Consider the following 23,987-nt stretch of genomic DNA (forward strand, 5'->3'; position numbering starts at 1 on the left):
TCCTTGGCTCATGGGCACCAGTAAATCTCTAACGTAGGTTGCAGAAACGCGCGAATCGGCATGGCGCCGACATCGTCACCGGCCAATGCGGCACTCAGGGTGGTCAGCTTGGACTGACCGCAAATCGATAGAACAGTGGTCTCGGCCGAAGCCAGCAGCGCACGACTCATGGTCAGGCGCTGATGCGGCACGGTCGGTGCCAGCATCGGATAGCAGCGTCGGGTGCCATCGGCTGCCAATGCTTCAGCCAGGTTCGGGCTGTTGGGGAACAGCGACGCGGTATGACCGTCATCGCCCATGCCGAGTATCAGCACGTCGATCGGCGGCAACTCTGCCAACAGGCGATCGGCTTGCTCGGCGGCCAGCTCCAGGTTCGCCGTGGCGCTGTACAGGCTCAGGAATTGCGCCTTGGCCGCCGGGCCTTGCAGCAGGTAGCGCTTGAGCAGCCCGGCATTGCTGTCGGCATGCTCGACCGGCACCCAGCGCTCGTCGGCCAGGGTGACAACCACCTTGGACCAGTCGAGCTTTTGCCTGGCCAGGTTCTGGAAAAATGCCACCGGGCTACGGCCACCGGACACCACCAGCGTCGCGGTGCCGCGAGCATCAATAGCGTCACTCAGCTGCTTGGCCACATTCAGTGCCAAGGCATCGGCCAACAGCACCGGGCTCTTGTACTCATGGGCGCTGACGCCCTGAGGCAGTTTCAAATCAGATATCGCCATACCACGACCTCCCGTCCCGCGTGATCAGTGCAATGGAGCTCATGGGGCCCCAGGACCCGGCCGCGTACGGCTTGGGCGCATCACCGGATTTTTTCCACCCGGCGATCAACTGGTCACACCACTTCCACGCGGCTTCGATTTCATCTTTACGGACAAACAGGTTCTGATTGCCGCGCATTACTTCCAGCAACAACCGTTCGTAGGCATCGGGAATCCGTGCGCTACGCCAGGTATCGGAAAAATTCAGCTGCAACGGACCGCTGCGCAGCTGCATGCCCTTGTCCAGGCCTTGCTCCTTGGTCATCACGCGCAAGGAAATGCCTTCGTCCGGTTGCAGGCGGATAATCAGCTTGTTGCTGATCTGCAAGCGCTGCTCCGGCGCGAAGATGTAGTGCGACGGTTCCTTGAAATGGATGACGATCTGCGACAGCTTCTGCGGCATGCGCTTGCCGGTACGCAGGTAAAACGGCACTCCGGCCCAGCGCCAGTTGCGAATGTCGGCGCGCAGGGCGACAAAGGTTTCGGTGTCGCTCTGGGTATTCGAATTCGGCTCTTCCAGATAGCCAGGCACCGGCTTGCCTTCGCTGTAGCCGGCGATGTACTGGCCGCGCACCACTTGGGTGGTCAGGCCTTCCGGGCTGATCGGCGCCAGCGCCTTGAGCACCTTGACCTTCTCGTCGCGAATACTGTCGGCGGACAGATCGGCTGGCGGGTCCATGGCGATCAGGCAGAGCAGCTGCAGCAGGTGATTCTGGATCATGTCGCGCAGCTGGCCGGCCTTGTCGAAGTAGCCCCAGCGGCCTTCGATCCCGACTTTCTCGGCCACGGTAATTTCCACGTGGGAGATGTAGTTCTGGTTCCACTGGGTTTCGAACAGGCTGTTGGCAAATCGCAGGGCGATCAGGTTCTGGACGGTTTCCTTGCCCAGGTAGTGGTCGATGCGATAGGTGCGGTTCTCCGGGAAAAACTCGGCCACCGCGTCGTTGACCGTGCGCGAGGATTCCAGGTCCGAGCCGATCGGTTTTTCCAGCACCACGCGGGTATTTTCAGCCAGGCCGACTTTCGCCAGGTTTTCGCAGATGGCGCCGTACACGGCGGCCGGGGTAGCGAAATAGGCGATGACTCGCTGGGCGCTACCGGCTTGCTCCGCCAGGGCGACGTAATCATCGGCCTTGAGGAAATCGACATGCAGGTAACTCAAGCGGGCGAGGAAACGCTCGACCACGGCTTCGTCCAGCTCCTTGGCGCCGACGTAGCGGCGCAGCTCCGTGGCGATAAACGCCAGGTGCTCCTGTTGGCTGCCCGGCTCACGGGCCAGCGCGATGATGCGCGTGTCCTCGTGCAGCAGGCCGGCGCCGTCAAGCTGGTAGAGAGCTGGAAACAGCTTGCGCAGGGCCAGGTCGCCAAGGGCGCCGAACAAGGCAAAGGTGCACGGTTCAACCGTAATCGAAGGCATGATGTTGGTTCTTTTATCAAGTTAAGCTACAAATACCTTTTTTCAAGGCATCGCTCAAGAGAAAATGTAGTAATAACCACAACATTTTCGCAAAATATGGATTGCGAGTGGTGGTCAGTCGGAGCCATCAGTAGGATAGGCCACCGTCACGGGCCTCACCAAAGGCTCAATTCGCATAGCCGAGCGGCTTTTTACAGGTGAATCAAGGAACATATATGGACCGCGTGCGAAATTTACTGGAACAGATCCAGAATCGCCTTGAAGACCTGAACAAGGCCGAACGCAAAGTCGCCGAGGTGATCCTGCTCAACCCACAGCAGGCCACCCGCTTCAGCATCGCCGCCCTCGCCCAGGCCTCGAAGGTCAGTGAGCCGACGGTCAACCGTTTCTGCCGTTCGTTCGGTGTCAGCGGCTACCCGGAACTCAAGCTGCAACTGGCCCAGAGCCTGGCCAGCGGGGCCGCGTATGTCAGCCGTGCGGTGGAGGCGGACGATAATCCGGAAGCCTATACCAAGAAGATTTTCGGCAGCGCCATCGCCTCCCTGGACAGCGCCCTGCAGGCCCTGGACCCGAACCTGATCAGCCGCGCTGTCGACCTGTTGATCCAGGCCCGGCAAATCCACTTCTTCGGCCTCGGCGCTTCAGCCCCGGTCGCGCTGGACGCGCAGCACAAGTTCTTTCGTTTCAACCTGGCCGTCACCGCCCATGCCGACGTACTGATGCAGCGCATGATTGCGTCGGTGGCACATACTGGCGAACTGTTCGTGATCATTTCCTACACCGGCCGCACCCGCGAGCTGGTGGAAGTGGCGCGCATTGCCCGGGAAAACGGCGCCTCGGTGCTGGGCTTGACCGCTGAAGGCTCGCCCCTGGCCAAGGCCAGCACCCTGAGCCTGAATATTCCACTGCCGGAAGACACCGACATCTACATGCCGATGACCTCGCGGATCATTCAGCTGACCGTGCTCGATGTGTTGGCCACCGGCATGACCCTGCGCCGGGGGGTGGACTTCCAACCGCATTTGCGCAAGATCAAAGAGAGCCTGAATGCGAGCCGGTATCCGGTGGGGGATGAGTTTAACTAAGCCCAACATCGGTGTTGCCTGGTCGGGCCTCATCGCGGGCAAGCCCGCTCCCACAGAGATCTTCAGTGAGCATGGATTCGTGTGCTTCGCAGATCCCTGTGGGAGCGGGCTTGCCCGCGATGAGGCCAGCCGCAACACCACCCATTCCGAGCTAAGCACCCACCCGCGCCTGCAAACTCAAATTCGCCTGCTCTCCCGGCGCCAGTCCCCGCCCACCGCCACTCGCCGCCTCGACACAGACGAATTCAGACATTTCGTTCCAGCTCACTCCCAGCAACGGCCGCGTCCCCGGGTGCCAGACCACGGTGTTTGCGTCATCCCCGGTATCGATGCACAACTGCCGCTGCCAGACAGGGTCCTTGAGCTGTAATTCGCCCTCGTGCTGGAACACGCGCTGGCAGCCACCATCCACCCGCAGTTCGCCTTCCTGCTGGCATGCCTGGCGGTTCAACTGGTCGTAACCTTGCACCCCATCGAGCCCAGACAGCGCTACCTCACCCACGTCGCCAATACGCCAGTAGGCATGCAAAGCCTGACTCAACTGACACGGCAGGCTGTCCTGGTGCTCAGTCGCCAGGCGCAGGTCCAGGCGCTCGCCAAGGTGCGCATGCAGGTCCACTTGCCAGTCGCACAGCTGCAGCTGCCAGTGCAGGCGCACGCCGTCGTCGTCCGTGCTGCTGTCGAGTAACTTCCAGTCGAGCAGACGCGCCCAGCCATGGGACGGCCAGGCGTTTTCGCTCGGATGGCGGCCATACCACGGCCAGCACACCGGCACCCCGCCTCGAATCGCGCCGACATGCGGCCACTTCGCCGCGCACCACAGCCAGGGTTTCTGGCCTTTGGGCTGGAAGTGCAGCAACTGCGCACCCTGGCGGCTGAACACCGCCTGGCAGAGCGGATGATCGATCACCAGCACGTCGCGCAGCTGATAGCGCTCCCACGCGAACACAGGACGCTCGCGCAAGGATTTGAAGAAGCGTTGTAGCGGATGCTCATGCATGTGCCGCAGTCCTGAAAATCATCTGTTACCGGGAAGTGCTCGCCCCAAAAAAAAGCGGACAGCCTTGGCCGTCCGCAAAAATGCGCACATGGAGAGAAGCTTATCGCAACAGCGTTAGAACACCGACTGAATTTTCAGGCCGGCCACAATCGCGTCGTCCACCTGATCCACACCACCGGGGTGCTTCACGTACTGCAGGTTGGGACGCACGGTCAGCCAGTTGGTAACGTGGAAACCGTAGTTGATTTCAGCGTTGTACTCAGTGTCCTGGATAGGCAGGAAGGCCGGGTTGTCGTAGTCGTCGATGCCATTGACGCCGTTGATCAGCTTGCGGTTTTTCTGCGCGTCTTCGTTGACGTGGATACGGGCGATGCCGATGCCCACATCATCTTTGGGGCGCGCGTTGAACGGGCCTTTGTAGACCAGCATCAGGTTCTGATAGTTGTCCACGACGTTGGTGTCCTTGTCATGGAAGGTGGCGTTGGCCGCGATGCTCAGGCCACGGCTCTTGTCGCCATTGTGGTCGGTGAGCTGTTGCTGGGCCACGAACCAGTAGCCGGACTTGCTGCTGTGGCTGCGGTACGCATCACCGCTGACGGCCGCGTCGTTGCCGTTGGCGTCTTCACGAACGTCGTCGGCCTTGGCGGTGCTTTTGTAGTAACCGACGCGGTACTCGCCCGGCAGGCTGTTGACGTTTGGCGACCACACCAACTCGACTGGAATGATGGTGCCCTTGGTGCCGCTGCCGCTGAGCTTGAAGCCGTTGCCGGTTTCCAGTTGCGACGGGTTCTGGTTGTACGCGCCGATCTGCGCGTAGAGCTCGTCGTTGATGTTGTACTTCACCCGGATCGCCGCCTGGCTGACCGGCCAGTTGTACCAGATGCCGCCCACCCAGTTACCCACTTGCGAGCCGCAGAACGCCAGGTTCTGGAAGTCGCACGGGAAGCTGTTGAAGTCTTCGCCTTCGCCGAAGTAACCAGCCTTGACGTCCAGGGCGCCATCGAAATACTTCTGCTTGACCCACAATTGCGTCAGGCGCCAGGTCTGACCCCGGCCCCAGACTTCCTGGGAAGAACTGAAGGTGCCAGCCCGTGGATCGCCGATGCGATCGTTGGAGATGTTCTTGCCGCTACGCTCGGTGATCGCCAGTTTGAACTCGGCGTCTTTCCAGCCGAAGATCTTTTCCAGGTCCAGTTGCGCCCCCAGGGCAAACTGGTCGCTGTAGCGCGCCGTGGTGTCATCGTTGTAACCGCCCTTGAGGTTGGAGCCGACTTCGCCCACGTACTCCAGCGTGAAATCGTAGCCCGCCTCGATCAGCTTGGTCCGCTCACCACCCCAGTCGCCCGTCATCCACTTCGACTCGGGGCTGAACGCTTCAGCGGCGTGCACGGTGCCAGCCAGGCTCATCGCCGCAATCGCTGACAATTGGCAGATCAGCTGAGCGTTGTTCTTCTTCTTCATCCCTACATCCTCGTTTTATTGTTATTAACTGTTTTTATCTAACGCGGTTTACACATCCTCGTTCCTGCATCAGCGACCCTTGAACTGGGCGACGTTGGCGCTGTGGGCTTCGGCTTTTGGTTGGCCGGCGACGCCCAGGCGCTCGCCGGTCTTGGCGTCGAATAACAAAACCTTCGACGGATCAAATTGCAGGGTCAGGGTCTCGCCGACATTCGGCGCGACGTCCGGCGCCAGGCGGCAGCACACCTTGGTGTCGTTGAGGTTGACGAACACCAGGGTGTCGGGGCCGGTCGGTTCGGTCACCTGGACCTCCGCGCGAATGGTCGGCAGCCCGTTCGGCTCGTTGCCCGCCAGCACGATCTGCTCCGGACGCAAGCCCAGAATCACTTCACGATCTTCCAGACCGGCGTCCTGCATGCCCAATGGCAACTCGCAACGGGCCTGGCCGCTGTCGAGCAATGCCAACAGGCGACCGTCCTTGCGCTGCAAACGCAGGGGAATGAAGTTCATGGGCGGCGAACCGATGAAGCTCGCCACGAACAGGTTGGCCGGGTTGTTGTAGATGTCTTTCGGCGTACCGAACTGCTGGATGATCCCGTCTTTCATCACCGCCACTTTGTCGCCCAGGGTCATCGCTTCGATCTGGTCGTGGGTCACGTACACCGTGGTGGTTTTCAGACGCTGGTGCATCAGTTTCATTTCGGTGCGCATCTCGACCCGCAGCTTGGCGTCGAGGTTGGACAGCGGCTCATCGAACAGGTAAATCTTCGGCCGCCGCGCCAGTGCCCGGCCCATGGCCACACGCTGTTGCTGGCCGCCAGAGAGTTGGCCCGGTTTGCGGCTGAGCAGGTGTTCGATCTGCAGCAGCTTGGCGACGCGCGCAACTTCTGCGTCGATTTCGGCCGCCGGCATTTTGCGAATCTTCAAGCCGAAAGCGATGTTGTCGCGCACGCTCATGGTCGGGTACAGCGCGTAGGACTGGAACACCATGGCGATGTCGCGATCCTTGGGGCTCATGCCGCTGATGTCGGCGTCGTCCACCAGGATCGCCCCGCCGCTGATGTTTTCCAGGCCGGCGATGCAGTTCATCAGCGTGGATTTACCGCAGCCGGATGGACCGACCAGAATCAGGAACTCACCGTCATTGATCTTCAGTTCGATGTTCTTCAGGGTATCCGGCAAGCCGGCACCGTAAGTCTTGTTGACGTTGCGTAATTCGAGAGTTGCCATGTTCTACCCCTTGACCGCGCCGGACGTCAGCCCACGCAGGAAATACTTGCCAGCGAATATGTAGACCAGCAGTGTCGGCAACCCGGCGATCATCGCGGCGGCCATATCAACGTTGTATTCCTTGGCCCCGGTGCTGGTGTTGACCAGGTTGTTCAGGGCCACGGTGATCGGTTGTGCGTCGCCGCTGGCGAACACCACGCCGAACAGGAAATCATTCCAGATCTGCGTGAACTGCCAGATCAGGCAGACCATGACGATCGGGATCGACATCGGCAGCAGGATCTTCCAGAAGATCGTGAAGAAGCCCGCGCCATCCAGGCGTGCCGCCTTGACCAGCGCATCCGGAATGCTCACGTAGTAGTTGCGAAAGAACAGCGTGGTGAACGCCAGGCCGTAAACCACGTGCACCAGCACCAGGCCGGTGGTGGTGTTGGCCAGGCCGAATTTGCCGAGGGTGAACGAGGCTGGCAGCAGCACGGTCTGGAACGGCAGGAAGCAGCCGAACAGCAACAGGCCGAAGAACAGTTGCGAGCCACGGAAGCGCCACATCGACAGGACGTAGCCGTTCATGGCCCCGATAAACGTAGAGATCAGTACCGCCGGCACGGTGATCTTCACCGAGTTCCAGAAGTAGCCGCCCACGGTGTCCCAGGCCTTGATCCAGCCGATGCCGTCAATCACGGTGGGCCAGCTCAGCAGGTTGCCGGTGCGAATGTCTTCCGGGGATTTGAAACTGGTCAGCAGCATCACCACCAGCGGGATCAGGTAGACCGCGGCGGCCAGCAACAGCGTGGCGTAAATGGCGATACGGCTGAAGCTGAGCGCCGGTTTGCCCAGTTGATTACTCATGGCGTTTGCCTCGCAGTTCCGAGTACAGGTAAGGCACCAGGATCGCCAGGATCGCGCCGAGCATCATCATGGCGCTGGCCGAACCAATGCCCATCTGGCCACGGCTGAAGGTGAAGGAATACATGAACATCGCTGGCAGGTCGGACGAGTAGCCCGGGCCGCCTGCGGTCATTGCAGCCACCAGGTCGAAGCTCTTGATCGCGATGTGCGCGAGGATCATGAAGGCGCTGAAAAATACCGGGCGCAGGCTCGGCAACACGATCTTCAGGTAGATGGTCGGCAAGCTCGCACCGTCGACTTGCGCGGCACGGATGATCGATTGATCGACACCGCGCAAGCCGGCCAGGAACATCGCCATGACAAACCCGGAGGCTTGCCATACGGCAGCGATCACCAGGCAATAGACGACGCGATCCTGATCCACCAGCCAGTCGAGCCGAAAGCCTTCCCAGCCCCAGTCACGCAGCATCTTGTCCAGGCCCAGGCCCGGATTGAGCAGCCATTTCCAGGCGGTACCGGTGACGATCATCGACAGCGCCATCGGGTACAGGTAGACGGTGCGAATGAAGCCTTCCTTGCGAATGCGCTGGTCCAGCAGCACCGCCAGGAACACCCCCAGCACCAGGCTGATGCCGATGAACATGCCGCCAAACAGGGCGAGGTTCTTGCTCGCGACCCACCAGCGGTCGTTGTCCAGCAACCGGGTGTATTGCTGCAGGCCGACCCATTTGTAGCTCGGCATGAAGCTGGAGTTGGTGAAGGACAGGACGAATGTCCAGATGATGTAACCGTAGAAACCAACCAACACGATGAGCATGCTCGGCGCGAGTACCAACTTGGGTAACCAGCGTTGCAGCGCATCGAACGGTGAGGCTTTGCTGAAAACCGCCACAGAGCTCATCGGGATAATCCAGGTTTAGATTTAAGGATCGGAGTGTGATCCCTCGTAGGAGCTGCCGCAGGCTACGATCTTTTGATTTTGTTTTTTACAATCAAGATCAAAAGATCGCAGCCTGCGGCACTCCTACCAGGGGCTCACTCGCTGTCGGGGATTACTGGGCCGCTTTGACAGCCGATGCCAGTTGGGCGCTGGCCTTGGCCGGATCAGCGTCCTTGTCGTTCATGAAGTTGGTGACCACGTCGAAGATCGCGCCCTGCACGGCCAGGGAGGTGGCCATGTTGTGCGCCATGCTCGGTTGCAGGCCGCCGGACTTCTCGTCAGCCAGGAAGTCCTTGGCTGCGGTCTGGGCGCAGGAATCGAAGCCCAGGGCGCTCATGTCGTTGAGCATGTCGGTGCGCACCGGGATCGAGCCTTTGTTCATGCTGAAGACTTTCTGGAAATCGGTACCCAGGGCGACCTTGGCCAGGTCTTGCTGAGCGGCGATGTCGCCTTTGCGATCGGCCTTGAGCTTGAACACGGCCAGGGAATCGATGTTGTAGGTGAAGGCTTTTTCGGTGCCCGGGAACGGCACGCACTGGTAGTCCTTGCCGGCGACTTTCTTCGCCGCCGTCCATTCGCTTTTCGCCCAGTCGCCCATCATCTGCATGCCGGCCTTGCCGTTGATGACATCGGCGGCAGCGATGTTCCAGTCACGACCGGCGCGGTTCTGGTCCATGTAGCCGGTGAGCTTTTTCAGCTCGGTAAAAGCCTTGGTCATTTCAGCGCCAGACAGGGTTTTCTGGTCCAGGTCTACCAGGGCTTTCTTGTAGCCGTCGGCGCCCATGGTCGAGAGCACCACGTCTTCGAATACCGTGCTGTCCTGCCAAGGCTGACCGCCGTGGGCCAGGGCGATGAAGCCGGCGGCCTTGAGCTTGTCGCCGGCGGCGTAGAATTCTTCGAGGGTGGTGGGAGCCTTGTCGATCCCGGCTTTCTTGAAGACTTCCGGGTTGATCCACAGCCAGTTGACGCGGTGGATGTTCACCGGCACGGCAACGTAGTCACCTTCGTACTTGACGGTGTCGGAGACCTTCTTCGACAGCAGGCCGTCCCAGTTTTCCGCCTTTGCGACGTCGGTCAGGGTGTCGGTGCTGAGCAAGCCGGTGCTGCCCCACTCCTGGATGTCGGGGCCCTTGATCTGGGCAACGCCAGGCGGGTTCCCGGCGACGGCGCGGCTTTTCAACACGGTCATGGCCGTGGATCCGCCACCCCCGGCAACGGCGCCGTCTTTCCAGGTGAAGCCGTCTTTTTCAACTTGAGCCTTGAGCACATCGACCGCTGCTTTTTCACCACCCGACGTCCACCAGTGAACCACTTCCACCGAACCTTTGGCATCGGCAGCAAGAGCACTGAGAGGGAGCGCAGACAGGGAGGCAAGAGAAATGAGCGTAGCGAGGCGAGAAATCGCATTCATCTGGAAGTACCTTTCTTGTTGTTATGCATGCAAGTCTGGTGCTTGCGCTGCATGGATTTTAAACAGGAGTCAGCCCCTCGCAGGTAACGAAGGGACGCTGGAATGTCACCACATGGTTACACAGGAACGCCCTGGGACACCCACCCCAGAGCGGTGGCCAGGCTCGGAGCCAGGGGCAGGCCGGGAATGAGGACGGCCTGCCAGGCGTGATACAGATCGGGTTTGCCGGGCCAGATATCGGCACTGGGAACGTTTTGCGGGTCCAGTTCGTGATGCCAGCTGCCCGCTTCGCGATCGATGAAGTGACGGTCACAGAATTCCCAGAACAGCCGGTACCAGGCTTCGTACTGGCTGTCGCCGGTGCGCTTGAGCAATGCGCTGGCGGCGGCGCTGGCCTCGCAATGGGTCCAGTGCAGACGGTGCCGCACCACCGGGCGATTGCCCCAGTCGAGGGTGTAGACAAGGCCAGGAGCGCCATCGACCTCCCAGCCGTGATGGCAGTTGTGCTCGAAGAGTTTTTGCGCGTCGGTGAGCAGCCAGCCCGGCGTGAGCATCCCGGCCTGGACCCGTGCCGCTTCGAGGTGCAGCAACAGCCGCGCCCACTCGAACCCGTGGCCTGGCGTGGTGCCGTAGGGGCGAAAACCGTCGGCCGGGTTGTCGTGGTTGTACTCGCGCAGGGGCTGCCAGTCGCGGTCAAAGTGTTCGACCACCAGGTAGTCGTTGGCGGCGGCATGACCATGGATCACCCGCTCGACAATGCGCTGGGCGCGGCACAGCCAGCGTTTGTCCGTGGTGACATCGGCCAGGGCGAGGAAGGCTTCGGTGGCGTGCATGTTGCTGTTGGCGCCGCGGTAGCGCTCCTCTTCACTCCAGTCCCGATTGAAGGATTCGCGCATGGCGCCCTCCTCTTCACTCCAGAAACGCGTGTCGATGATGTTGATCGCGTCAGCGAGCAAGGCGTGCGCGCCAGGCCGTTGCGCGACGACAGCGGAGCTGGCAGCCAAAGCGACGAAAGCGTGCAGGTAGGCGGCCTTGCCGGTGTTTGCGTCCTGATGATCGGCAACGGCGAACCAGCCACCATGCTCGGCATCGCGCATTGGGCCGCTGAGGGCCTTGACGCCATGGTCTACCAGCTCGGCAAAGCCCGGCAGGCCCTGGATGTGAGCCATGGCAAAGCTGTGGGTCATGCGTGCGGTGTTCATGGTTTCGGCGCGGGCATTAACCGGCAGGCGGCCCTTTTCATCAAGGTTGCCGAAGCCCTCAGGCAGTCTGGAGGCTTTAGCGAACGCCAGCAGACGCAAGCCTTCGGCGGCCAGCCATTGCTGATGCGCGTGGGCGTTCAGCCAGCTGCTGAAGGCGGGTTGGAAGGTGTGCATGGTGTGCCTTTTTTGTTGTTATGACTGGGGGCAGTCTAAACAACGGGGAGTGGCGGGCTTGTAACGAAGGGGGTGGGTTATGTCACCACTTTGTGACATTTGATCTGGGTATAGGTGGGATCGACTGACGCCTTCGCGGGCAAGCCCGCTCCCACGGGGTTATGCACACAATTTGAGAATGCAGGTAATCCTGTGGGAGCGGGCTCGCCCGCGAAGAACGATTACGCGGTGTACCTAATCAACACTACGCGGCAACTGTAACGTCACCCGCAAACCACCTTCACGCAGGTTCTGCAGGCTGACTTCGCCGCCATGACTGTGGGCGATGTTGCGCGCAATGCCCAACCCCAACCCATACCCCTGCTGCTGCCCGGCCAACCGGAAGTGCGGCTCGAACACCTGCTCCAAACGCTGCTCCGGCACACCCGGGCCTTCATCATCGACATGCAGGATGAACGCGCTTTCATCGTCATCGATATGCAGGTGCGCGTTCTGCCCGTACTTCAAGGCATTGTCGATCAGGTTGCCAATGCACCGCTTCAGTGCCAGCGGCTTGCCGGGGTAGGCCGCCAGTGCCCGGCCCTGCTGGGTTACGCGACCGTTGCCGTTGGGCGCCAGGTACGGCTCCACCAGGCAATCGAGCACGTGATTGAGGTCCACTGCCTCGATGTTCTCGTGGATGTCGGTGTCTTTCACGCATTGCAGCGCACCTTTGACCAGCAATTCCAGCTCATCCAGATCGCGGCCGAACTTGGCTTGCAACTGTTCGTCCTCGAGCAATTCCACGCGCAGGCGCAACCGGGTAATCGGCGTGCGCAGGTCGTGGGATATGGCGCTGAACAACTGGCTGCGCTCGGTCAGGTAGCGGCTGATGCGTTCACGCATGGCGTTGAAAGCGCGGCCCACTTCGACCACTTCACTGCCACCGCCTTCAGCCACTGGTTCTACCTCGGCGCCCAGGGACATGTCTCGCGCGGCTCGCGCCAGGCGCTTGAGCGGCCGGCTTTGCCAGTGCACCAGCAAGCCGATGAACAACAGCAAAAAGCCGCTGGTGAGCACGATGAACCACACTTGCTGCGCAGGCAGGCCCTGCTCTTCCAGGCTGGTGTAGGGCTCGGGCAGGAGCGAGGCGATGTACAACCATTCGCCGGGCGCCATCTGGATCTGCGTGACCAGCACCGGTGGATTCACCGGTTCCAGGGTCAGCGCGTAATGCGCCCAGGAGCGTGGCAACTCGTCGAGTTTCAGGCCGCCGTTGAAAATTCGCAGGTCCTCGGGGCTGACGAAGGTCACGGAGATGTCCGCGTCCTGTCCCAGGGACTGGCGCAACACTTCGTCCACCGCCTTGAGCACCGCCGCTTTACGCGGGGTAATCGGCCGCACTTCCATGCCCAGGGGTTTGTCGTTGAGCGTCACGACAAAACGGGTGCCGCCCATGCTGCGCAACTGATCGAGGACCAGCGGCCTGAAGGCGACGGGCAGGGATCGAAAGTAACTGACGCTGGCGGTCATTGAGTGGGCGAGGCTGCGGGCACTGGTGACCAGGCCTTCAAGCTGGGTAGCACGCAGCTGCGACACCCAGATCACGCTCGACAATGTCTGCGCAAACAACACCGCCAACAGTGTCAGCAGCAACATCCGCCCCAGCAGCGAACGCGGCACCGGCACCCTGGCCGCCAGTTTGCGCAGGAACTCAGTGACCATTGCTGGCAACCACATTGGCTGCCAGCTGATAGCCGCTGCCGCGCACGGTGCGGATCAGCCGTGGCGGTTTTTCCGTGTCGCGCAGGCGTTGGCGCAGGCGGCTGACCGCCATGTCGACGATACGATCCAGGGGCATCAGGTCGCGGCCACGGGTGGCGTTGCCGATGGTGTCGCGGTCGAGGATTTCCTGGGGATGATCGAGAAACAACTTGAGCAAGGCGAAATCGGCGCCGGAGAGAATGACTTCCTCGCCGTCCGTGTGGAACAGTCGATGGCTGACCATGTCGAGGCGCCAGTCATCGAAGGCCAGCACTTCACCGCCGGAGCGTTCCTGGGCAAATTGTGCTCGCCGCAGCAGCGCCTTGATCCGCGCCTGCAGTTCCCGGGGACTGAAGGGTTTGCCGAGGTAGTCGTCGGCCCCGAGCTCCAGGCCGATGACGCGGTCGGCTTCATCGGAGCTGGCGGTGAGCATGATGATGGGCACCTGGGCCTGCCGCGGGTGCTGGCGGATCCAGCGGCACAGGCTGAAACCGTCTTCGTCCGGCAGCATCACGTCGAGGATCACCAGATCGCTCGGCGCCTCGTTCATGGCCTGCCGGAAGCCGGCCCCGTCCGGTGTGGTACGCACCTGGAAACCCGCGCGGGTCAGGTAGGTATCCAGCAACTCGCGTATTTCCTGATCGTCATCGACCAACAAAATCGACTTGTTGACTGAGCTCACGGGGCGGCGTCCTTGTTGTTTGGGTTGGGGCGGATTATGCCTGATGAACCTTGGAAATTTATTGCCTGTTCGGGGCCCATCGCGGGCAAGTCCCACACAAGGTAATGCGCACATTTTCAGATGCAGGTAATCCTGTGGGAGCGTGGCTTGCCCGCGATGGAGGCGACGCGGTTTCAGGCCTGGTCCAGCGCCACACCCGCCCCCATCAACCCGGAATACGGCGCCGTCACCAGCCACACCGGGATGCCCTTGAAGTAATCGCTCATGCACCCCTTGTCGGCAAAACACCGGGCAAAACCGCTTTCAATGAAGAAATCGGCAAAGCGCGGAATCACCCCGCCGACGATGTACACGCCGCCCCGTGCGCCAGTGGTGAGCACGTTGTTGCCCGCCACACGGCCGAGCCAGCAGCAGAACTGCTCCAGCACTTCCAGCGCAATCGGGTCGCCGGCCAGGCCGGCGGCGGTGATCGACTCCGGGGTGTCGAGCACCGCTTCGTGCCCGTCCACCGCACAAATCGCCCGGTACACTCGCGGCAAGCCACCGCCGCTCAACGCCGTCTCGGCGCTGACATGCCCGATCTCATTAAAAATATGCTGCCACAGCTGGGTTTCCCGCAGGCTGCTCAGGGGCAGATCGACGTGACCACCCTCCCCGGGCAAGGCGGCAAAACGCCCGGCGCCCAAGTCAAGCAAGGTGCCGACCCCCAGGCCGGTGCCCGGACCGATGACCACTGCCGGCCGCAACGGCTCCGGCGTGCCTGGACAAACGACCCGAAACTCGTCCGGCTGCAACCGGGTCATGCCCAGCGCCATGGCTGAGAAATCATTGACCAGCAGCAGCTCATCCACCTGCAGGATCTGGCAGAACGCCTTGCGACTGAGTCGCCAGTGATTGTTGGTGAACTTGAATTCGTCGCCGCTCACCGGGCCAGCCACCGACAGGCACACCGAGCCGATGGAGCCCGGCGCCAGGTCGAGCCCGCTCAGGTAGAGGGCAATGGCCTCCTCCGGACTGGCGTGATCGGCCGTCGCCAGCACCTGGATGGCCTCCAGTTGCTGGTCTTTCCACAACGCAAACCGTGCGTTGGTACCACCGATGTCACCGACCAAAGCCAGTTTCAATTAAGCGTCTCCAGGGCAGAAGTGAAGGCGCTGGCGCCCTGCTCCGCCGAGCTGAAGGCCATGCGCATGAAACCAAACAGTTCGCGACCGCTGCCGATGTTATTGCCCAACAGGCCCTTGGCAGGTTCGCGCGCTGCAAATTCGTCGGCGTCCACCTTAAGCTCCAGGGTGCCTTTGACGCCATCGACGCGGATGATATCGCCCTCTTGCACCCGGGCCAAAGCGCCGCCGACATAAGCTTCAGGGCTGACGTGAATCGCCGCCGGGATTTTCCCCGAAGCGCCGGACATGCGCCCGTCGGTCACCAGCGCCACTTTGAAGCCACGGTCCTGCAACACGCCAAGGAACGGCGTCATCTTGTGCAGTTCCGGCATGCCATTGGAACGCGGGCCCTGGAAGCGCATCACGGCGACGAAATCCTTCTCCAGCAGACCGGCCTTGAACGCATCGGCCAGGTCCTGCTGGTCCTGGAATACCATCGCTGGCGCCTCGACTATCTGGTTCTCCAACGCCACTGCCGAGACTTTCATCACGCCGCGCCCGAGGTTGCCCTCCATCACGCGCAGGCCGCCCTCGGGGGAAAACGCCCGGGCCACCGGACGCAGGATGCTCTCGTCGAGACTGTCGGTCGGGCCTTCGCGCCACACCAGCTCGCCGTTATCCAGGAAAGGCTCCAGGGTGTAGCGGCTCAGACCATGACCCAGCACGGTGTTGACGTTTTCATGGAGCAACCCGGCCGCCAACAGTTCGCGGATCAGGAACGACATGCCGCCCGCCGCCTGGAAGTGGTTGATGTCGGCTTTGCCATTGGGGTACACGTGGCTCAGGGTTGGCACCACCTCGGAAAGGTCGGCCATGTCCTGCCAGGTCAGCTGGATACCGGCCGCCATCGCGATGGCTGGCATGTGCAGGGTGTGGTTGGTCGAGCCGCCGGTGGCATGCAGCGCCACGATCGAGTTGACCAGCGAACGCTCGTCGACGATTTCGCCGATGGGCATGAAGTCGCCATTCTGCTTGGTCAGGCGGGTCACCTGATGGGCCGCTTCGCGGGTCAAGGCTTCGCGCAACGGCGTATTCGGGTTGACGAAGGAAGCACCCGGCAAGTGCAGGCCCATCACTTCCATCAACAACTGGTTGGTGTTGGCGGTGCCGTAGAAGGTGCACGTACCCGGGCTGTGGTAGGACTTCATTTCCGATTCCAGCAGCTCTTCGCGGCTGGCCTTGCCTTCGGCATAGCGCTGGCGCACATCGGCTTTCTGCTTGTTGGAAATACCCGAGACCATCGGCCCGCCGGGGACAAAGATGGTCGGCAGATGACCGAAGCGCAGTGCCCCCATCATCAGGCCCGGCACGATCTTGTCGCAGATGCCCAACATCAATGCGCCGTCGAACATGTTGTGGGACAGGGCCACGGCGGTCGATAGCGCGATCACTTCGCGGCTCGGCAGGCTCAGCTCCATGCCGGGCTCGCCCTGGGTCACGCCATCGCACATGGCCGGGGTACCGCCGGCGAACTGGCCGACCGACCCGATCTCGCGCAGTGCCTTCTTGATCTGCTCAGGGAAGACTTCGTACGGCTGATGCGCCGAGAGCATGTCGTTATATGACGAAACAATTGCGATGTTGGCGGAGTTCATCATCCGCAGGCTGTGCTTGTCTTCAGTGCCGCAACCCGCCACGCCATGGGCGAAGTTGGCGCACTGCAGCTTGCCGCGCATCGGACCGTCGCTGGCAGCACCGCGAATGAGCGCAAGGTAAGCCTCGCGGGTTGCGCGGCTGCGGGCGATAAGCCGTTCGGTGACCTCAAGGACGCGGGGATGCATGTGTAGAACTCCAGGCTAACGGATGTGGCGACCTGATTGTCTATGCTGAACAAGCACCGCTGTGATTGAGATGACAGACGGCTTTCTTGATCGGTCGGACCAGTTGATTCAGGTCACTCGTTGTAGATTGAACAAAATATTGCCACTAAAAAGGCTTGTTTTCTATTTTTATGCGAATAATCTTGTAATTCCAACAACAAAACGACGGCGGCCCAGTTAAATGACTCTTCGAATTGCAATAAATGGTTTTGGCCGTATCGGCCGCAACGTCCTGCGCGCACTGTATACCCAAGGCTATCGCCAGGACCTGCAGATCGTTGCCATCAATGACCTGGGTGACAGCTCGATCAATGCTCATCTGCTCAAATACGACACCGTTCACGGCACGTTCGACGCCGATGTGCAGCACGATCAGGAAAGCTTGACCGTCAACGGCGACCGCATTGCGGTCAGCGCGATTCGCAATCCGGCAGAACTGCCTTGGGCTGCGGAAAAAATCGACGTGGTGTTCGAATGCACCGGGCTGTTCACCGACCGGGCCAAGGCCGCCGCGCATATTACTGCCGGTGCGCGCAAAGTCATCATCTCGGCCCCGGCCAAGGGCGCCGATGCCACCGTGGTGTATGGCGTCAACCACGACATTCTGCGCCAGTCGCACCAGATCATTTCCAACGCTTCGTGCACCACCAACTGCCTGGCCCCTGTTGCGCAGGTGCTGCACCGTGAGCTGGGTATCGAAAGTGGCCTGATGACCACCATTCACGCCTACACCAACGACCAGAACCTGACTGACGTCTACCACACCGACCCTTACCGCGCGCGCTCGGCGACCCAGAACATGATCCCGAGCAAGACCGGTGCGGCTGAAGCAGTCGGGCTGGTGTTGCCGGAACTGGCGGGCAAGCTGACGGGCATGGCGGTACGGGTGCCGGTGATCAATGTGTCGCTGGTGGACCTGACCGTGCAGTTGAAACGCGAAGCCTCGGCTGATGAAGTGAACGCGCTGCTCAAGGAAGCCAGCCAGCATTCGAAGATCCTCGGCTACAACACCCTGCCGCTGGTCTCCAGTGACTTCAATCACAACCCGCTGTCGTCGATCTTTGACGCCAACCACACCAAATCCAGCGGCAAGCTGCTGAAGGTGCTGGCCTGGTACGACAACGAATGGGGCTTCTCCAACCGCATGCTGGATAACTGCCTGGCGCTGTGTAACGCCGAATAAATCGGCAGCTCACCACGAATTTCCGTAGGCGCTCCCGCAGGCTGCGATCTTTTGACAGCCAAATCAAAAGATTGCAGCCTGCGGCAGCGCCTGCACAGATTTTCACGATTAAGCGCTTGACCATGACAGTAGATGATAAGCATTATCATTCGCTCGAAATGGATCAGGTCCTCCCGTGAGTCAATCGCGCTTCAACCACGTCTTCATCGCCCAGCGGGTTTCCCTGCTGCGCACGCTGGAGCGGATGGTCAACAATCACAGCACCGCCGAAGACCTCCTGCAGGAAACCTACCTGCGAGTGACGCGCGCGCTCAGTGAACGGGCCATCGATCACCTTGAACCCTTTGTATTCCAGACCGCCCGCAACCTCGCGCTGGACCACCTGCGCGCGCGGCGCATCCAGTCGCGCACTCTGGTCGATGACGTGCCACCGGACGTGGTTGAAAGTGTCGCCGCGCCGGTCAGCAGCGCCGAGGATGCCGCACATGCCGAACAATTGCTGGAGCGCCTGAACGTGAGCCTCAATCAACTCAGCTCGCGCCAACAGAAGATTTTCATCCTCAGTCGTCTGCACGGCCACAGTTACCTTGAAATTGCCGAGCAACTGGACGTATCGATGAGCACCGTGCAAAAGGAACTGAAGCTGATCATGGCGATCTGCATCGGGGTTGCCGAACGCCTGAACGGCGCCTGAGTTCGCGAGGCTTTGCTACCCTTGCGTCTTTTCACGCTCCACTAAAAAAACAGCAGTGCACAGACACTGCCGAGGAAAACCCGTGACGCACACCCGCCGCTCGCCTCCGCCCTCCCCGGCGCAGGACCGCGCCAACGCGATGGACCAGGCCCTGGACTGGCTCATCGTGCTGGGCAGTCCGAGCGAGGAACAGTCTCAGGCATTTCAGGCCTGGCTCGCCGCCGACCCGATGAATGCCCAGGTGTTTGCCGAGGCGCAGGCGATATGGGATGGCCCGCAAGTGATGCTGAGTGCGCAGACACTGGCGGCCCGGCCGCCAAAGGTATCGGTACTGTCGCGCCTGCGTCCGCACTGGAAACCCCTGGCAACCGCCGCCGTGCTGATCCTCGGCCTGTTCAGCTTCAGCAATCTGCCCATACGCCTGCAGGCCGATCATCTGACCGTCGTCGGGGAGCGCCAGCGCCTGCAACTGGAGGACGGTTCAAAAGTCCTGCTCAATACCAACTCGGCGTTTTCCAGCACCATCAATGATCGGCAGCGCATTGCCCGCCTGTATCAGGGCGAAGCGTTTTTTGAAGTGGCCGGCAATCGTGGCCAGCCGCTGGAAATCGATGCCGGCCCGGTGAAGGCGAGCGTGCGCGATACCGCTTTTGCCGTGCGTTACCTGGATGGCGTGGCGCAGGTTCAGGTGCAGCGCGGGGATGTCGACCTGCGCGCCACACGCGACGATGCAAGGGTGCGCCTGTCGGCTGGGGAAAGTATTCGCATCGGCCCCAACGGTTTTGACCGCCCGGCCAAACTCGACGCCGCCACAGAACTGGCGTGGGTCCAGGGCCGCCTGGTGTTCGAGAATTGCCCGATGAGCCAGGTGCTGGCCGAACTGCGTCGCTATTATCCTGGCTGGATCATCAACAACAACGAGCAATTGGCGCAGATCAACGTGACCGGCAATTATCGCCTCGACCAGCCGCTGGACGTGGTGCGCTCCCTGGCCCACATCACCTCGGCGCAACTCAGGGAATTCCCGGCGCTGGTGATTTTGAACTAAATGAGAATTATTTTTACTCGATAGCTGGCGCTCGTTCGTCTCGTTATAGCCAATGCAATTGATTCGCATCCACAAATGCCAATCAGCACCTATAAAGATTCGTGCGACACGGAGCGCTATCGATGTCCTCTCGCCTTACCCGCCAGTCCCCTACCCCTTCGCGCGTGCTGTCGCTGCTGACCGCCGCCATTCTGATGGCCGGCAGCGCGCCATTGCTGGCCGCCACCGCCGACGGCCAACAGACCCGCAACATCGGTGACTACGCCTTCGCCATTCCCCAGCAATCCCTGGTGTCGGCGCTGAATGCGTTTACCGCTGTGACGGGCTGGCAGGTCGGGTTTTCCGCCGAGCTGGCGCAGGGGGTGGCCTCGCCCGGCGTGCGCGGCTCCCTGCCGCCGGAAACCGCCCTCGATCGCCTGTTGGTGGGGACCAACCTGAGCTATCGCAAACTGGGCAACAACAACATCGTCCTGGAGTTGCGCAACAACACCGGCGCGCTGAACCTGCAGCAGGTAACCATCAGCGCAACCCGCCAGGAACAGGACGTGAGCAGCGTACCGAGCACCGTCACGGTGCACACCCGTGAAGAACTTGACCGCAACAACGTCAATTCCATCAAGGACCTGGTGCGCTATGAGCCAGGCGTATCCGTAGGTGGTACAGGGCAGCGCTCAGGCATCACCGGCTACAACATCCGTGGCATCGATGGCGACCGGGTGCTGACCCAGGTCGACGGTGTACAAGTGCCTGACGGTTTCTTTAACGGCCCCTACGCCCAGACCAATCGCAACTACGTCGACCCGGAAATCGTCAAGCGCGTAGAGATCCTCCGCGGCCCGGCCTCGGTGCTGTATGGCAGCAACGCCATCGGTGGCGCAGTCAGCTACTACACCCTCGACCCGAACGACATCATCAAACCCGGCCAGGATGTCGGCGCTCGCTTGAAGACCGGCTACAGCTCGGCCGACGAAAGCTGGCTGACCTCCGGCACCGTCGCCGGGCGCACTGGCGACTTCGATGGCTTGCTGCACCTGAGCCAGCGCAACGGGCATGAAACCGAGTCCTATGGCGAGACCGGCGGCACCGGGCTCAATCGCACCGAAGCCAACCCGGAAGACGTGCGTACTACCAACATCCTCGCCAAGCTGGGCTGGGACTATGCCGAGAACGGGCGATTCGGTCTGACTTACGAGCACTACAAGGACGACCGTGACACCAACCAGCTGAGTGCAGTGGGCGGACCGTTTAACGCCGGGCGCGGTTTTGGTTTTTATAAAGCGCGCAGCGGCAACGAAACCATTACCCGCGAGCGCTTTGGCCTTGAGCACCGCTTCGGCCTCGACAGCGCGCTGGCGGACAACATCAAGTGGACCCTGAACTACCAGATCGCCAAGACCGATCAGAGCACCCAGGAAATCTACGCGCCGTCGCGCACCGTGCTGCGTAATCGCAACACCACCTACAAGGATCGCCAGTGGGTGTTCGATGCCCAGGCCGACAAGGCGTTTGCCGTCGCCGCAACCGATCACCTCGTCACCTACGGCACCACCTTCAAACAGGACAAAGTCACCGGCCTGCGCACCGGCGACGGCACCTGTCTGAGCGTGGGCGGGGCCTGCCGGGTGATCGGAGCGCCGAGCGCCGCCGACACCCTGACCCCGGCCAGCGATTTCCCGGACCCGACCATCAATACCTACAGCCTGTTTGCCCAGGATCAGATCAGCTGGAACAACTGGACCTTCGTACCCGGCCTGCGTTACGACTACACCCAGCTCAAGCCGCAGCTGACCGAGCGATTCCTGGCCACCGCCGACCAGAGCGGCAATGGCGAGGTGAATGACAGCACCAAGACCTGGCATCGCCTGTCGCCGAAGTTTGGCACCACTTACCAGTTCAACGACCACTACACCTGGTACGGCCAGTACGCCGAAGGCTTCCGCACACCGAGTGCCAAGGCCCTGTACGGCCGCTTCGAAAATACCTCCGGCGGTTATCAGGTCGCACCCAACCCCAACCTCGAACCGGAAAAGAGCAAGAGCTACGAAACCGGCCTGCGTGGCCAGTTTGAAGCCGGCAACTTCGACGTCGCGGTGTTCTATAACAAGTACCGCGACTTCATCAACGAGAACGCCATTACCCCGGGTTACGACGAACTCACCTTCCAGAGCAACAACATCAAGCATGCCACCATCAAGGGTGTGGAGCTCAAGGGTCGCCTGAACCTGGACACATTCGGCGCGCCCGATGGCCTCTACACCCAGGGTTCGTTGTCTTACCTGTACGGTCGCAACGATGACAGCGGCGAACCGCTGAACAGCATCAACCCGCTGACCGGCGTATTCGGTCTCGGTTATGACCAGGACAAGTACGGCGCACTGCTCAGTTGGACCCTGGTCAAACGCAAGGACCGGGTCGACAGCACCAACTTCAATACCCCTGATGGCACCAGCACCCAGTTCAAGACCCCGGGTTATGGCGTGCTCGACCTCGCCGGTTTCTACAAGGTGACCGACGATGTGACCGTCAACGCCGGCCTGTACAACCTGACCAACAAGAAGTACTGGCAGTGGGATGACGTGCGCGGCTACGACAGCGTGGGCGAAGCCTCCGTGACCCAGCCTGCCAACCTCGACCGCCTGACCCAGCCGGGGCGTAACTTTTCGGTCAATCTGGTGTGGGATATCTGAACCACTGAAGCTCACTGTGCTGTTTGAAGAAAGGCGCAGTGAGATTTTTTACTCGACCGTGACTGCTGGTTCGTCTAGTTCATAACGAAATGACCAGTACTGATTTCTCAAGGAAAGAACGACATGTCTGCACAAACTTCGACTTCCGAGGCCAGCCCGGTGATGATTCCACGCTCCCAGCGAGTCCGGGAACTGACTCACGACCTGCACAAGAGCCTGGAAAACACAGTCGCCGAATTTGCCCCCACCGATACGCATGCCGGCTTCGCCCGGTTCGTCCAGATGCAATATTTGTTTCAATCGGAAATTCAGGGGTTGTACCAGGACCCGGAGCTGATCAAGCTCTTTCCCGACTTGCCGGAACGCTGCCGGGTAAAAGCGGCAGAGGCAGACCTGGCCGACCTGGGTTCGAGTATTCCTGAAGCAGTCCCGGGTGCGCTGCAGTCCCCTGCGTTTGCGGAGGCCCTGGCCTGGGTCCGGGTGTCCGAAGGCTCGAAACTGGGTGCCGCCATACTGTTCAAGCAAGCTGTCGGCCTGGGCTACAGTGAGACCCGGGGTGCGCGGCACCTGGCGGAGCCAGCAGGCGGCCGCGCGCGGGGCTGGAAAGCATTCAATGCCATCTTCGACAGTTTACAGTTGAGCGCCGAAGAAGAAGCTCAGGTGGATAAGGCATCCAGAGATGCCTTCGCTCGTCTGGAGTTGCTGCTCCGGACAGTAGGAAAAAGTCAGGTGAAGGCTCAGACCGTTTAAGCTGCCCCCTGTTGACGGCAAAAAACCGGTCGTTGAAGCGGCCGGACCTCTTACCTGATATTGGTCATGACTCAACCTCCAGCCTCTACTTCAAAACTGTCCCGCATCCTGTTTGGCATGCTCGCCTATATCAGCCTCGGAATCGGCCTGATTGCGATTGTGGTGCCCGGCCTGCCCACCACCGAATTCATCCTGCTCGCTGCCTGGGCCGCTACCCGAAGCTCTCCACGCCTTAGCGCCTGGCTGGAGAACCACCGCCTGTTCGGCCCGATGCTCCGCAACTGGCGCAACGGCAAAATCATCACCCGTCGCGCCAAAGTCAGCGCCACCCTGAGCATGTTGCTGTGTGCCGGGTTGATGCTGGTGATGCTCGATCACGGCTGGCCGATCTACCTTGCCATCGCCGGGATGAGCCTGGGGAATCTGTGGATCTGGTCGAGGCCCGAGTCCCTGGCACAACCTTCCTGAAAGACCGAGTCGTGCCCATCGCCAGCAGGCTGGCTCCCACAGGTGTCCGCCACAGTGACCTGGTTCAACGTGGGAGCGAGGCTGCTCGTGATAGCGAGCTTCCAGACACCCCGTAAACCCTCGCAAACGCTTGCGCTGACCGTTCATCGGCTTTTGCTCATGCAAAGCTTTCCTACGCCGATGCCTCTCCCATGGCGCTGAATGGACTTGGCGAAC

At 61.1% G+C, this 23,987-nt stretch carries 20 protein-coding genes; 7 read left to right on the top strand and 13 right to left on the bottom strand.

What is annotated here, in order from left to right; genetic code table 11:
- Positions 1 to 8: 8 nt before the first annotated feature.
- Complete coding sequence (pgl, locus tag HYI44_RS11195; protein WP_225569440.1) at positions 9 to 722, bottom strand: 6-phosphogluconolactonase; 714 nt, start codon at positions 720 to 722, stop codon at positions 9 to 11.
- The gene (gene zwf / locus HYI44_RS11200; protein WP_045060432.1) at positions 709 to 2,178 is read right to left on the bottom strand and encodes a glucose-6-phosphate dehydrogenase; all 1,470 of its coding nucleotides are present in this window, start codon (positions 2,176 to 2,178) and stop codon (positions 709 to 711) included. The genes pgl and zwf overlap by 14 nt, the downstream gene beginning before the upstream one ends.
- A 224-nt stretch (positions 2,179 to 2,402) precedes the next feature.
- Here zwf and HYI44_RS11205 point away from each other — a divergent pair, with 224 nt between their 5' ends.
- Positions 2,403 to 3,263 (top strand): MurR/RpiR family transcriptional regulator, encoded by an 861-nt coding sequence (locus HYI44_RS11205; RefSeq protein WP_175649041.1) that lies wholly within the window; start codon positions 2,403 to 2,405, stop codon positions 3,261 to 3,263.
- Positions 3,264 to 3,414: 151 nt separating this feature from the next.
- Here the strand turns inward: HYI44_RS11205 and HYI44_RS11210 are convergent, their stop codons facing one another.
- From HYI44_RS11210 to edd, 11 genes are all read right to left on the bottom strand, one after another.
- Complete coding sequence (locus tag HYI44_RS11210; protein WP_122840175.1) at positions 3,415 to 4,263, bottom strand: D-hexose-6-phosphate mutarotase; 849 nt, start codon at positions 4,261 to 4,263, stop codon at positions 3,415 to 3,417.
- A gap of 114 nt (positions 4,264 to 4,377) precedes the next feature.
- On the bottom strand, positions 4,378 to 5,724 hold the full coding sequence (locus tag HYI44_RS11215) for a carbohydrate porin (protein ID WP_122840174.1): 1,347 nt from the start codon (positions 5,722 to 5,724) through the stop codon (positions 4,378 to 4,380).
- 69 nt (positions 5,725 to 5,793) lie between these two features.
- A complete protein-coding gene (locus HYI44_RS11220; protein ID WP_225569441.1) occupies positions 5,794 to 6,954 on the bottom strand; it encodes an ABC transporter ATP-binding protein in 1,161 nt (386 codons plus the stop codon).
- A gap of 3 nt (positions 6,955 to 6,957) precedes the next feature.
- Positions 6,958 to 7,803: a carbohydrate ABC transporter permease gene (locus HYI44_RS11225; RefSeq protein WP_122840172.1), complete on the bottom strand. Its 846-nt coding sequence runs from the start codon at positions 7,801 to 7,803 to the stop codon at positions 6,958 to 6,960.
- Complete coding sequence (locus tag HYI44_RS11230) at positions 7,796 to 8,704, bottom strand: carbohydrate ABC transporter permease (protein WP_045059712.1); 909 nt, start codon at positions 8,702 to 8,704, stop codon at positions 7,796 to 7,798. The genes HYI44_RS11225 and HYI44_RS11230 overlap by 8 nt, the downstream gene beginning before the upstream one ends.
- 151 nt (positions 8,705 to 8,855) lie before the next feature.
- On the bottom strand, positions 8,856 to 10,154 hold the full coding sequence (locus HYI44_RS11235; RefSeq protein ID WP_122840171.1) for an ABC transporter substrate-binding protein: 1,299 nt from the start codon (positions 10,152 to 10,154) through the stop codon (positions 8,856 to 8,858).
- A 116-nt stretch (positions 10,155 to 10,270) separates the two neighbouring features.
- Entirely contained in the window at positions 10,271 to 11,530 is a 1,260-nt protein-coding gene (locus HYI44_RS11240; protein WP_225569442.1) for an AGE family epimerase/isomerase, read from the bottom strand.
- Positions 11,531 to 11,764: 234 nt separating this feature from the next.
- Complete coding sequence (locus HYI44_RS11245) at positions 11,765 to 13,234, bottom strand: ATP-binding protein (RefSeq protein ID WP_225569443.1); 1,470 nt, start codon at positions 13,232 to 13,234, stop codon at positions 11,765 to 11,767.
- On the bottom strand, positions 13,224 to 13,955 hold the full coding sequence (locus HYI44_RS11250; protein WP_045057899.1) for a response regulator: 732 nt from the start codon (positions 13,953 to 13,955) through the stop codon (positions 13,224 to 13,226). Before HYI44_RS11250 ends, HYI44_RS11245 begins: the two co-directional genes overlap by 11 nt.
- Before the next feature lie 173 nt (positions 13,956 to 14,128).
- Positions 14,129 to 15,079 carry a glucokinase gene (locus HYI44_RS11255; RefSeq protein WP_045057898.1) on the bottom strand — a complete coding sequence of 317 codons (951 nt, stop codon included), beginning with the start codon at positions 15,077 to 15,079 and terminating at the stop codon, positions 14,129 to 14,131.
- Positions 15,076 to 16,902 (bottom strand): phosphogluconate dehydratase, encoded by a 1,827-nt coding sequence (gene edd, locus HYI44_RS11260; RefSeq protein ID WP_045057897.1) that lies wholly within the window; start codon positions 16,900 to 16,902, stop codon positions 15,076 to 15,078. The genes HYI44_RS11255 and edd overlap by 4 nt, the downstream gene beginning before the upstream one ends.
- A 220-nt stretch (positions 16,903 to 17,122) precedes the next feature.
- Between edd and gap the strand changes: the two genes are divergently transcribed.
- From gap to HYI44_RS11290, 6 genes are all read left to right on the top strand, one after another.
- A complete protein-coding gene (gap, locus tag HYI44_RS11265) occupies positions 17,123 to 18,124 on the top strand; it encodes a type I glyceraldehyde-3-phosphate dehydrogenase (RefSeq protein WP_045057896.1) in 1,002 nt (333 codons plus the stop codon).
- 175 nt (positions 18,125 to 18,299) lie between these two features.
- The gene (locus HYI44_RS11270; protein ID WP_122840167.1) at positions 18,300 to 18,818 is read left to right on the top strand and encodes an RNA polymerase sigma factor; all 519 of its coding nucleotides are present in this window, start codon (positions 18,300 to 18,302) and stop codon (positions 18,816 to 18,818) included.
- An 82-nt stretch (positions 18,819 to 18,900) separates the two neighbouring features.
- Positions 18,901 to 19,866: a FecR family protein gene (locus HYI44_RS11275; RefSeq protein ID WP_122840166.1), complete on the top strand. Its 966-nt coding sequence runs from the start codon at positions 18,901 to 18,903 to the stop codon at positions 19,864 to 19,866.
- Between the two features lie 122 nt (positions 19,867 to 19,988).
- The gene (locus tag HYI44_RS11280; RefSeq protein ID WP_225569444.1) at positions 19,989 to 22,553 is read left to right on the top strand and encodes a TonB-dependent receptor; all 2,565 of its coding nucleotides are present in this window, start codon (positions 19,989 to 19,991) and stop codon (positions 22,551 to 22,553) included.
- A 123-nt stretch (positions 22,554 to 22,676) separates the two neighbouring features.
- Positions 22,677 to 23,303, top strand: coding sequence for a biliverdin-producing heme oxygenase (locus HYI44_RS11285; protein ID WP_225569445.1), 627 nt, complete (start codon positions 22,677 to 22,679; stop codon positions 23,301 to 23,303).
- Between the two features lie 66 nt (positions 23,304 to 23,369).
- Complete coding sequence (locus tag HYI44_RS11290; RefSeq protein WP_122840163.1) at positions 23,370 to 23,771, top strand: YbaN family protein; 402 nt, start codon at positions 23,370 to 23,372, stop codon at positions 23,769 to 23,771.
- The last annotated feature ends 216 nt before the right edge of the window (positions 23,772 to 23,987 follow it).

It is taken from the genome of Pseudomonas sp. Y24-6 (genome assembly GCF_020295325.1).
GTDB classification, from domain to species: Bacteria; Pseudomonadota; Gammaproteobacteria; order Pseudomonadales; family Pseudomonadaceae; genus Aquipseudomonas; species Aquipseudomonas gregormendelii.

Coding starts and splice junctions, on each gene's coding strand:
- HYI44_RS11235 (WP_122840171.1), bottom strand. CDS start 10,154: ATGAATGCGATTTCTCGCCTCGCTACGCTCATTTCTCTTGCCTCCCTG.
- HYI44_RS11290 (WP_122840163.1), top strand. CDS start 23,370: ATGACTCAACCTCCAGCCTCTACTTCAAAACTGTCCCGCATCCTGTTT.
- HYI44_RS11245 (WP_225569443.1), bottom strand. CDS start 13,234: ATGGTCACTGAGTTCCTGCGCAAACTGGCGGCCAGGGTGCCGGTGCCG.
- zwf (WP_045060432.1), bottom strand. CDS start 2,178: ATGCCTTCGATTACGGTTGAACCGTGCACCTTTGCCTTGTTCGGCGCC.
- edd (WP_045057897.1), bottom strand. CDS start 16,902: ATGCATCCCCGCGTCCTTGAGGTCACCGAACGGCTTATCGCCCGCAGC.
- HYI44_RS11280 (WP_225569444.1), top strand. CDS start 19,989: ATGTCCTCTCGCCTTACCCGCCAGTCCCCTACCCCTTCGCGCGTGCTG.
- HYI44_RS11230 (WP_045059712.1), bottom strand. CDS start 8,704: ATGAGCTCTGTGGCGGTTTTCAGCAAAGCCTCACCGTTCGATGCGCTG.
- HYI44_RS11210 (WP_122840175.1), bottom strand. CDS start 4,263: ATGCATGAGCATCCGCTACAACGCTTCTTCAAATCCTTGCGCGAGCGT.
- pgl (WP_225569440.1), bottom strand. CDS start 722: ATGGCGATATCTGATTTGAAACTGCCTCAGGGCGTCAGCGCCCATGAG.
- gap (WP_045057896.1), top strand. CDS start 17,123: ATGACTCTTCGAATTGCAATAAATGGTTTTGGCCGTATCGGCCGCAAC.
- HYI44_RS11220 (WP_225569441.1), bottom strand. CDS start 6,954: ATGGCAACTCTCGAATTACGCAACGTCAACAAGACTTACGGTGCCGGC.
- HYI44_RS11240 (WP_225569442.1), bottom strand. CDS start 11,530: ATGCACACCTTCCAACCCGCCTTCAGCAGCTGGCTGAACGCCCACGCG.
- HYI44_RS11215 (WP_122840174.1), bottom strand. CDS start 5,724: ATGAAGAAGAAGAACAACGCTCAGCTGATCTGCCAATTGTCAGCGATT.
- HYI44_RS11225 (WP_122840172.1), bottom strand. CDS start 7,803: ATGAGTAATCAACTGGGCAAACCGGCGCTCAGCTTCAGCCGTATCGCC.
- HYI44_RS11285 (WP_225569445.1), top strand. CDS start 22,677: ATGTCTGCACAAACTTCGACTTCCGAGGCCAGCCCGGTGATGATTCCA.